At 71.2% G+C, this 10084-nt stretch carries 10 protein-coding genes; all 10 read left to right on the top strand.

Going from position 1 to position 10084, the window contains the following annotated elements:
- The first annotated feature begins 55 nt into the window (after positions 1 to 55).
- Entirely contained in the window at positions 56 to 1009 is a 954-nt protein-coding gene (locus ASD66_RS08040) for a hypothetical protein (protein WP_056890613.1), read from the top strand.
- A gap of 61 nt (positions 1010 to 1070) precedes the next feature.
- On the top strand, positions 1071 to 1292 hold the full coding sequence (locus tag ASD66_RS08035; protein WP_056890612.1) for a hypothetical protein: 222 nt from the start codon (positions 1071 to 1073) through the stop codon (positions 1290 to 1292).
- The gene (locus ASD66_RS08030) at positions 1289 to 2137 is read left to right on the top strand and encodes a hypothetical protein (RefSeq protein WP_056890611.1); all 849 of its coding nucleotides are present in this window, start codon (positions 1289 to 1291) and stop codon (positions 2135 to 2137) included. Before ASD66_RS08035 ends, ASD66_RS08030 begins: the two co-directional genes overlap by 4 nt.
- 40 nt (positions 2138 to 2177) lie before the next feature.
- Complete coding sequence (locus ASD66_RS08025) at positions 2178 to 2471, top strand: hypothetical protein (protein ID WP_056890610.1); 294 nt, start codon at positions 2178 to 2180, stop codon at positions 2469 to 2471.
- Positions 2471 to 3337 carry a hypothetical protein gene (locus tag ASD66_RS08020; protein WP_156388593.1) on the top strand — a complete coding sequence of 289 codons (867 nt, stop codon included), beginning with the start codon at positions 2471 to 2473 and terminating at the stop codon, positions 3335 to 3337. The genes ASD66_RS08025 and ASD66_RS08020 overlap by 1 nt, the downstream gene beginning before the upstream one ends.
- Positions 3337 to 4110, top strand: coding sequence for a hypothetical protein (locus tag ASD66_RS08015; RefSeq protein WP_056890608.1), 774 nt, complete (start codon positions 3337 to 3339; stop codon positions 4108 to 4110). Before ASD66_RS08020 ends, ASD66_RS08015 begins: the two co-directional genes overlap by 1 nt.
- Positions 4107 to 6098: a type IV secretion system protein gene (locus ASD66_RS08010; RefSeq protein WP_056890607.1), complete on the top strand. Its 1992-nt coding sequence runs from the start codon at positions 4107 to 4109 to the stop codon at positions 6096 to 6098. The genes ASD66_RS08015 and ASD66_RS08010 overlap by 4 nt, the downstream gene beginning before the upstream one ends.
- A gap of 72 nt (positions 6099 to 6170) precedes the next feature.
- Entirely contained in the window at positions 6171 to 7676 is a 1506-nt protein-coding gene (locus ASD66_RS08005; protein WP_056890606.1) for an SCO6880 family protein, read from the top strand.
- Positions 7676 to 9214: an ATP-binding protein gene (locus ASD66_RS08000; protein WP_056890605.1), complete on the top strand. Its 1539-nt coding sequence runs from the start codon at positions 7676 to 7678 to the stop codon at positions 9212 to 9214. The genes ASD66_RS08005 and ASD66_RS08000 overlap by 1 nt, the downstream gene beginning before the upstream one ends.
- 29 nt (positions 9215 to 9243) lie before the next feature.
- Positions 9244 to 10084 (top strand): endonuclease/exonuclease/phosphatase family protein (locus ASD66_RS07995; protein ID WP_414858567.1); only part of this gene is annotated, 841 nt, incomplete at its 3' end.

Genomic DNA, 10084 nt, shown 5'->3' with positions numbered 1-10084 from the left:
CGCCCGCTCGCGACCTTTTCGCCGTGCTCAGTCACGGACGAAAGGAGCGAGTGCGATGAGTGTGGGAGACCAGCTCGGCCTCGACGACAACAGCGAACTGCTCGACCAGGCGCGCCAGAAGTGGACGTCCTGGGTGGCCGCGGATCCGCGGCTTGGAGTCGTCGAGGAGTTCGACGACCTGAGGGCCTGGCTGCCCTCGGTGGACAGTGCGGCCTCTGACGAGGTCCTCCTGGCGCTGGCCATGCTGGCGGCACCCGATGGCGGTGACGACATCGCCGCGGCGGCGGCGCTCGCCAAGTGCCTGCTGCCCGGTGCGTGCCGGCTCGCGGGCTGGCTGAGCACCTTGCCGCCCCGCGAGGTCTTCCGCGACAGCCAGCCCGTTGCCGCCGGCTCCTGGTCGGCCGTCGAGCGGATCGACGAGCTCGTGGCCTCCCAGCTGTGGATCGAGGTCCGGACCTTCAAGTGGCGTCGACTGCGCAAGGTCGCCGCCAACATCCTGATCAACACCCGGGTCGGTGTCCTCCGCGAGGTCGGCGACTTCTTCTACGTCTCCCGGGCCGACCGCACCTGGGCGAACACCACCCTCGTGGAGTCCTTCTCCTCGGGCGACCTGGCCGACGGCGACGCCAGCGCGTGGAGCGCTGCCGCGATGCCAACCGAGCGCGTTGCCGGCGCCCTGTTCCACCGTCCCGAGATCCTCGCCGACGCCGGTCCGGAGCAGGAGGAGCCCTCGGCCACCGAGGAGCTGCTGGAGCTGCTGGCGTGGGCGTGCGACAACCAGGTCATCAGCCCGGCCGACCGCTACCTGCTGCTGTGCCTGGTCGACGAGGCCGACCGGGTCGAGACCCGCAACCTCGCCCGCGGCTACGGCGGCCTGCTCAGCAACGAGGTCTCCAGCCGAGTCGCGCCCCGCGTCGGGGTGTCCGAGGCCACCGTCCGTCGCCACGGCTCGCGCAGCATGCGCGCCCTCGCCGCGGCCGCCCCCAGGAAGTTCGGCCATGACGAATGAGCGCAACCGTGATCGCTCCCACCGCCCCACGACACATAGGCGACTGGAGGTGGTGAAGCCCATGACAAACACCCAGGACGACGGCGAGAGCCGGACGCCGCAGCAGATCGCCGAGCTGTTCGCGATCGCCGGCCGCGAGACCGAGGCGATCGAGCAGCTGACCGGCTGCGTGGCCCAGCTGCACGAGGTCCAGGCCGCCAAGGCCCAGCTGGCCAGCCTGACCCCGGCTGAGGTCCGTGCCGCGCTCGAGTTCCGCCGCGGCGGCATCGGGGAGGCCCAGTGAGCACCCAGACCTCGAACCGCCCGGTCGGCGTCGACGAGCTCAAGCGGGCTTGGGACGCCGTGAACGCCGGCGAGTTCCGCACCGGCCCCGGTGCCGGCAAGGGACCCCGCGGTCGCGGCACCGCTGCCGCCGACAACTGGTCACCTGCCGCGGGGGAGCACACCATCGCCGTCATCGGATGCGCCGGCTCGGTCGGGGCCAGCACTGTCGCCCTGGCCACCGGCCTGGCCGCGGCCAGCCCGGTCCGGGTCATCGAGTGCTGCTCGGTCACCGCCTCCGGTCTCGCCGCTGCCAGCACCGCCGAACTCGGCCTGCACCCGACCGACTGGCGTCAGGGCAAGCGCGACCACGTCCTGCTCGAGCGGGCCAGCGAGGTCCTCGCCGGCGTCGACGAGGTTCCGCGGCCGATCGACGCCGAGCACGACACCCAGCTGACCATCCTCGACGTCGGCTGGGAGGCGGGCCAGCTCCTGGCCACCGACTGCTGGCTCGCCGAGGCCGTCCGCACCGCCGACCAGGTCGTCCTGGTCACCACCGCCACCGTCCCCGGGCTGCGCCGTGCCTCGGTCGCGCTCGAGCTGCTGGCCAACCACTGGCAGCCCGAGCAGATCACCCTCGCCGTGCGCGGGCCGCGTCGCAAGAAGTGGCCCCGGGGCCTCGAGCACGCCGGCGGCCCCGCCGTACGTCGCGCCCTGGTCGCAGACCGGTGCGTGGAGATCCCCGAGGACCGCGAGCTCGCGGTCAACGGCCTGGACTCCCGCCCCGTCCCGGCCCCCCTGATCTCGGCAGCCCGTCAGCTGCTCGAGCCCGCACACCTGTCCACCGACACCAGCGAAAGCGCCTGACCCCACACCGGGGTCAGCAACCCAGAAAGGAAGTCCATCCATGGACGTCATGACCGCTCTCCTCCCGATGGCCGCCCAGGTCTGCCCGAAGGCGCCCCCCGGCGCCGTCGGACCCACCAACGAGATCACCAGCTACGTGCTGTGGGGCGTCATCGTCCTGTTCGGTCTCGGCATCATCATCGCCATCGGCGCGATCATCGCCGGCCGGGTGTTCTCCCTGCCGCACGCCTCCAAGGTCGGCGTGATCTCGGTGGTGGTGGTCTTCGCGTGCGCGATCGCCTACCTGGTTCTGCCCGGCATGCTCAACGGCATCCTCGGCAAGGGCTGCATCTGATGCGGCGCGCAGCCACGAAGAAGGCTGAGGGCACCAGCGAGTGGAGCCGTCGCCGCCTCCTCGGGATTCTGGTCATGGCCGTCGTCGTGGCTGCGCTCCTGATCGGTGGCCTCGTCTACGGGAGCTACCTCGCCCTCGCCGGCATCGGCGACGACGCCACCGCGGCACCGGGCGTGGCGACCGGTGAGTCCGACCACTCGACAGTTGCCCAGGGTGCTGCCCACCGCGACGAGATCGCGGCCGAGCCGATGCTTACCGTTCCCGAGCGGGCCGCCTGGCCGGGCGAGACCGTCAGCACCGAGGCACCCGTCATCAAGATCCCGGCGGGGACCGGCGTGAACGGACCCGCGTTCGTGAGGACCGGGTTCCCGCAGACCCCCGAGGGCGCGATCGGGCAGCTCGCTCAGATCGACCTCGCGGTGCTGCAGTCCATGAGCCTGACCACCGCCGAGGAGGTCTACAACGCCTGGGCACGGCCCGGCGGGGTCCGCGCCGAGGACTGGTGGATCACCGCCAGCGTCCGGGCCTTCCTGACCAGCACCGACATGGGCGAGGTCAAGGACCCCAGCTCCTCGGTCTCCCTCGAGCCGGCCGCCGCGCTCGTGAAGGGCACCGACGGACCCGACTGGACCACCGTCTGCGTGCTCATGAAGGTCAGCGCCTCCTACAAGCAGGAAGCCCAGATCGCCTTCGCCCACTGCGAGCGCATGCAGTGGGTCGGCGGCCGCTGGATGGTCGCCCCCGGCGCACCACCCGCCCCCGCTCCCGCCACCTGGCCCGGCACCCAACTGGCCCACCAGGCCGGCTGGCGCACCTGGTCGACCGACGCCACCACTGACCCTGACCACATCGAAGGGGACCACTGATGAAGAACCTGACGACCGGCAACGACGACTCGCGCGCAACCCTCGTGCGCATCGGCATCCTGGTGGCGATCGCCACCATGGTGGCCACCGTCGTCTGGCTCGGTGCCCAAAGCCGAGGCGACGACGCCGGCACCTCCGACACGGCCGGCGGGAACAACTCGAGCAAGACGATCGAGAACACCTCGGTCGAGCAGGTCGCACCCGACACCGCGCCCGCCGACGGCGTCGTGATCCCGACCGGCACCGACCAGGTCGACGGCCACCCGACCGGGTTCCCGGCCACCGACCTCGGCGCCGTTGCCCTGCAGGTCGAGGTGGCCAAGGCCCAGGTCGGATTCGACTACGACCAGGCCGTCACCGTCGCCGGCCTCTACGCCGACCCCGAGGCCAAGGCCGTCTTCGAGGAGCGCGCCCGCGCCGCGGTCGAGCTGCGCCGCCAGCAGGCCGGCGTCGCCAAGGACGGCGACGTGCCCGCCCCCGCGTCGTACGCCCTCACCCCGATCGCCTACACCCTCGAGGAGCTCGACACCGGCTACTACGCGGTCAACCTGCTCAGCTACGTCACGCTCACCACCGCCGACGGCAAGGTCCACGACAGCCTCTACGCCGGCACCCAGCTGATCCGCTGGGTCGACGGCGACTGGCACCTGGTCCAGGGCAGTGAGGCCGACATCCAGCACCTGGTCTCGGAGGGCCAGCCGAAGGCGGTAGCCCCCGGCACCCCCGAGTTCGAGAAGGCTGGCTGGATCCGGATCAACGGAGCACCCCAGTGAGCACGAACGTCACCTCCACCGCGCGCCGGGTGAGCCGACTGGGCATCGCCGCCCTGGCGATCCTGGTCCTCACCACGCTCCTCGGAGCCACCACCGGCCTGCAGCCGCCCGCCGCGGCCGCAGCTGAGCCGGCAACCGGCACGGCCGCGACAGCGGAGCTCGCCCCGGTCGCCACCAGCGGCCGACTTCCGGCCCGTGGCAACGTGAAGATGGGTTGCACCGGGCCCGATGCCCTGTGCGACCTCGGCGGCGATGCACTCGACTGCGCCAGCGACCCGATCGACTGCGGCAAGGACGCCGCCGGCGACGTGAAGGACGGCGCCGGAAACCTGCTCGACGGCGCCGGCAACGCGCTGGACGGCGCAGCAGGTCTGCTGCCGGACGGATGCGGGATCCTCGACGCGATCTGCGACGGCGACCTGCCCGGCCTGCCGGGGCTGCCCGGCGGCCTCCCGGGAATCCCCGGTCTGCCGAACGTCGGTGACATCTTCGGAGGCGGCATCCCCGGTATCGGGGACATCCCCAACCCCTTCGAGGCCATCGGCGACGTCATCGCCAAGGCGGCCGCCGACGCCTGGACCGCGGCCATGCTCGCGGTCTGGAACTCCGGCCTGTTCGTGCTGCGCATCGTGCTCACGTTCAGCGAGCTGTTCTTGACCCCCGACCTGCGTGCCGACGGACCCGGCAAGGACGTCTACGCCTTCACCCTGTGGCTCGCCCTCGCCCTGGTGGTCATCTTGGCGATGATCCAGCTCGGCGCCGCGGCCTTCAAGCGCGAAGGCAAGGGACTCGCCCGCGCGTTCATCGGAGCCGGCCAGTTCGTCGTCATCAACGCGTGCTGGTTCGGCTATGCCGTCACCCTGATCGCCGCCTGTGGTGCGATCACCCGGGCGTTGATGAAGTCGCTACTCAAGGTCCAGACCTGGCCCGACTGGGACCCGCTCGGAGGCCTCGGTGTCGACGACATCACCGACGCCGGCGTAGCCACCGCGCTGGCCTTCCTCGGGATCTTCCTGTGGCTGGCCGCCATCGGCCACCTCCTGGTCTACCTGGCCCGCGCGGCCTCGCTCCTGGTGCTCACCGCCACCGGCCCGCTCGCGGCTGCCGGACTGGTCTCGGACTTCACCCGGTCCTGGTTCTGGAAGAGCCTGCGGTGGCTGCACGCCGCGGCGTTCACCCCGGTCCTGATGATCATGGTGCTCGGCATCGGCGTGCAGTTCGCCAACGGCGTCGCGGCCCACCTGGCCGAGGACACCGCCAAGACCTTCGGCACCGCGCTGCCGGCCGTGATGACGATCCTGATCAGCGTCGTGGCCCCGCTGTCGCTGTTCAAGCTCCTTGCCTTCGTCGACCCCGGCACCCCCAGCGGCGCATCGTTCCGCCAGGGCATGGCCATCCAGGGCGGCCTCCAGGGCCTGCTCGGCGGCGGTGGTGGCGGCGGCTCGTCGGCCGCGTCCAGCACCGACGGCAACGGGCGCTCCTCGGGTGAGCAGAGCGCCGAGGCCTCGACCGGCGACCGGTTCAACAAGTCCACCCAGGGCTTCCTCGGCAGCTTCGGCGGCGTTGGCCAGGCGCTCGCAGCCGGGATGGGGATGATCAACTCCGCCGGCGCGAAGGCGACCTCCCTGATGTCGGACGAGACCAACCAGGCCGGTGTCGGGCAGAGCACCTACGGCCCCGACTTCAGCGGCATGGGTGGCCGGCAGTCCGGCGGCCAGTCCGGCGACCAGAGCACCGGCACGCACCCCGGCTCACAGAACAACGGCGACGACGATCCGCCCGCGAACCCGCCCATGCCGCCGGCACCCCCGACTCCACCGACGCTGCCCACCGGCGGCGGGCCCGGCGGCGGCTCGGGTGGCGGCCAGAGCGGTTCCGGCGGAGCCGCAGCTACGCCCAAGACTCCCGCGGCCGGTGGCGGGGGAGCAGCCGGCGGTGCCGGCGGTGCCGGCGCAGCAGCTGGTGGCATCCCACCGGTGGCGGTGTAGCCCGATGCGCCCCCACCTCGAGCACCAACCGACCACACCTGCCGACCTCACTGACCAGAAAGGAAGCCGACGATGACCACCTACGCCGACTACCAGCGCGACCGCATCGGCTGGTTCTTCGGCCTCTCCGGAGGACAGCTGATGTTCCTGGCGCTGGCCAGCCTGCCGGCGTTCTGGGCGATCAGCCGCGGAGCATGGTTCTCCGCGTTCCTGTTCGCTCTGGTCTGGCTGTTCCTGCTGGCCATCACCGTCATCCCGGTCCGCGGCCGCTCGGCCACCGGCTGGGTGTTCGCCTCGACGATGTACGCCGTCGGCGGCCTGCTCGGCTGGACCTCGTTCCGCGCCAAGGCCACCCAGGGTCGCGCCGGCGACCTCGACACCCCCGACCTTCCCGGGGTCCTGCAGGGAGTCCAGATCCACGACGGCCCGCCGCACGGCTCGCAGCTGCAGCGCGTGGCGATTATCGAGAACCACGCCATGAAGACATGGGCGGTCACCGCCTCGATCGTCCACCCCGGCATCGGCATGAAGGACATCGAGGAGCGCGCCCGCTACGGCGAGGCGCTGGCCGGCCTGCTCGACGTCGCCGGCCGCACCGAGAAGGTCGACGAGATCCTCTTCATGGTGCGCACCGTCCCCGAGGACGGCGCCGAGCGCGACCTGTGGGTCAACCGCCACCGCCGCCCCAACGCCCCGGAGCTCTCGGAGGTCGTCAACAGCGACCTGGCCCACGGCCTCACTCAGGCGTCGGTGCGCACCGAGACGTTCGTGACGATCGTCGTCCCGGAGACCCGGATCGCCCGGTCGGCCAAGGAGTCCGGGGGCGGCTTCGAGGGTCGCTGCCGTGAGCTCTACCTGCTCATGGCCGAGATCGAGGCCCAGCTGCGCGGCCCGATGGGGATGACTCAGGTCCGCTGGCTCACCTCGCCCGAGCTCGCGCTGGCCTGCCGGACCGGATTCGCTCCCGGCGACCGTGCCGGCATCGTCGAGGCCCTCTCGCTGCGGGAGAAGGACCCGAGCGTCAACGCCGACGTCCCGTGGGCGATGGCTGGCCCGTCCGGTGCCGACGCGACGGTGCGGCACTACAGCCACGACGCCTGGAACTCGGTCAGTGCCACCATCAAGCTCCCCACCCGCGGCGTCGCGATGGGTGCCCTGGCGCCGATCCTGACCCCCAGCGAGTTCGGGGAGCGGCGCTCGTTCGTCGTCGCCTACCCGATCGTGTCCCAGTCCAAGGCCGACCGGCAGTCCGGCAACGCCGAGTGGGCCGCCGACCTGGCCGAGGGGATGAACGAGAAGCTCGGCCGCAAGACCCGCGCCAAGCAGCGCGACGAGGCCCACAAGGCCCGCGGGCTCGACGCCAAGCTGGCCCGCGGCAACTCGCTGACCCGGCCCTACGGCGTGTGCACGGTCACCGTCCCCAAGACGATGCGGATCACCGAGTTCGGTCGCCGCCTGGACGCCTCGGTCCGGCGTGCCGGGTTCGCGCCGCTGCGCCTCGACCTCGCCCAGGACGTCGGCTTCGCCGCGTCCACCATCCCCCTTGGCACGAGCCTGACCCGAAGCGGAGACGCCTGATGACCACCAACCCCCGCCGCAACCGACGCGGCGGCCGCGACATGGCCGCCCTGCTCTCCGACTTCGGGCACGACCTGCCCACGATCCCCACGCTCGCCCCGGAGCCCAAGGAGCCCCGGCTCTTCCGGTACGCGCCGCGCCGCGGCGCCGCTCGACCCGGCCGAGGCTGGGCCGCCTCCACCGCCCCGGCAATGGCCTGGCGGATGACCAGCGACCAGGCCCCGGTGTTCTGGCCCTTCGTTCCCGCGCCCGCCCTACCCCCGACCGGCGCGCAGATGGGCGTCGACCAGCTCTCCGGCGGCAGCTTCTACTGCGACCCGTTCGGGTGGGTGCTGCGCGACGACGTCCCCGCCACCAACCCCAACATCTTCCAGTTCGCCAAGCCGGGAAGCGGCAAGTCCGGCACCACCAAGGGCTTCTGCACCCGGATGATGCCGTTCGGCTACCGCACCCTGGTCACCGGAGACGTCAAGGACGAGTACGAGTCGCTGTGCCACGCTCTCGGCGTCGAGCCCTTCGTCATCGCTCCCGGCTTCACTGCCCGGGTCAACCCGCTGGACAAGGGCCCGCTCGGCGACGGCTGGGAGAAGCTCTCGGCCGAGGAAGCCCAGCGCCGCGCCACGATCATCTTCAAGCGGTGGCTGGTCTTGGTCCGCGGCCTGGTCGGCAGCATGAAGATCGACGACGAGCGCCGGGTGCCATTCGGCCCCGACGAATCCGACGTCGTGCGCAACGCCCTGGCGATCCTCACCGGCTACGCCGCCGGCAACAGCGTCCTGGCCGAGACCACCATCCCGCGGCTGTGGGACCTGCTGCGCAACCCCACCGAGGAGCTCGTCCGGGTCTGCGAGTACGCGAACACCCGCGTCTTCCTCGACGAGACCCGCCTGCTGCGCAACGCGCTCGGCGAGCTCGTCACCGGCACGCTGGCCGGCCTCTTCGACGACTTCACCAACATCGAGGTCGACTGGAAGGCACCGATCCAGTCGTTCAGCCTCTCCCGGCTCGACGGCCTGGGCGATGAGGCCGTGGGCATCGCGCTGCTGTGCATGAACTCTTGGGGCCGCGGGCTGCGGGAGATCGCCGAGCCCGGCGACCTGCGCATCGTCGTGCGCGACGAGGTCTGGAAGCAGATGCGTCTGGGAACCGCCGCGGTGGCGAGCTTCGACGCCGACCTGCGGCTCTCGCGCGGCATGGCCGGCAAGGGCGGCGACATCCAGTTCTGCAACCTCCACAAGCCCTCGGACCTGCTCTCGGTCGGCGACGCCGACTCCCAGGCCGCGATGATCGCCAAGGACCTCCTCGAGCTGGCCGACATCAAGATCCTCGGGGCCCAGAAGCCCCGTGTCGCCCGCGAGCTCGACTCCATGCTCGGTCTCGGCCCGATCGCCCAGGACCTCGTCTCCGGGTGGGCCATGCAGGACAAGGGCCGCGCGCTGTGGTGCATCGGCGACGCCATGTACAAGGTCCAGACGGTGCTCCACCCGCTGGAGAAGAAGCTCTACTACACCAACGAGGCGATCGAGTCCGCCGCCTGAGCGCGCGCGACCCTCGGGACTGACCTGTCATGAAGAAGCTGCTGCTCGCGGGATTGCCCGTCCTGATCATCTTCATGGGGCTTCCACTCCTCGTCAGCTTGATGGTGGTGATGAGCACCACCGCGGCCGCCGAGTGCCGCACCCAAAGCAGCCAAGGCACCGGGCACACCGAGCTCGGTGACCTCGGTGCCATCGACGGCCCGGTGGGCGGCCCGGTCAAGGGCAAGATCATCATGGCGCAGGCCAACATCCCGCGCCGCTCCGGCCTCGACGGGTTCCGGGCCTCCATGCCCAAGGTCCTGTCCAAGAACCCCGAGTTCGTCACCCTCAACGAGGCCGGTGGCTGGAGCCTGGAGCAGATCGAAGCAGCCGCCCCCGGCTACTCCGCCTTCCGGGTGTCTGCGCCGGCCGGAACCGGCGCCGGCGCAGAGCAGGCCATGGGCAACGTTGTGCTCTGGAAGAGCTCGACCTGGACGAAGGTGAACGGCGGCCGGGTTCAGCTCGTCGACGACGACAAGACCTTCTACGACGGCCGCGAGGTCACCTGGGATCGCTTCGCGACGTGGGTGATGCTGCGCCGCGCCGACGGTGCCGTGGTCTCGGTGGTTTCCACCCATCACATGACCAACCCGCACCGCTGGCCGAAGCAGCACGGCAATCCGCCGCTGACCCGGCCCCAGCAGTACGGCGCCGGCATGGACATCCTGCTGCAGCTGCGCAACTCGCTGGCCGCCCACGGCCCGGTGCTCATCGGCGGGGACATGAACACCCAGGCCTCCTACACCGACATCCCCTGGACGGCGGCCGCGAAGATGAAGGCCGCCGGCTACGGCTGGCACAACCACGGCGTCGACTTCATCTTCTTCCCCC

Origin of the sequence: Nocardioides sp. Root151 (genome assembly GCF_001427925.1) — a bacterium.
In the GTDB taxonomy this organism is placed as follows: domain Bacteria; phylum Actinomycetota; class Actinomycetes; order Propionibacteriales; family Nocardioidaceae; genus Nocardioides.
The sequence above is the reverse complement of the archived record's forward strand: the minus strand, read 5'-3'. Positions and strand labels throughout refer to the sequence as shown.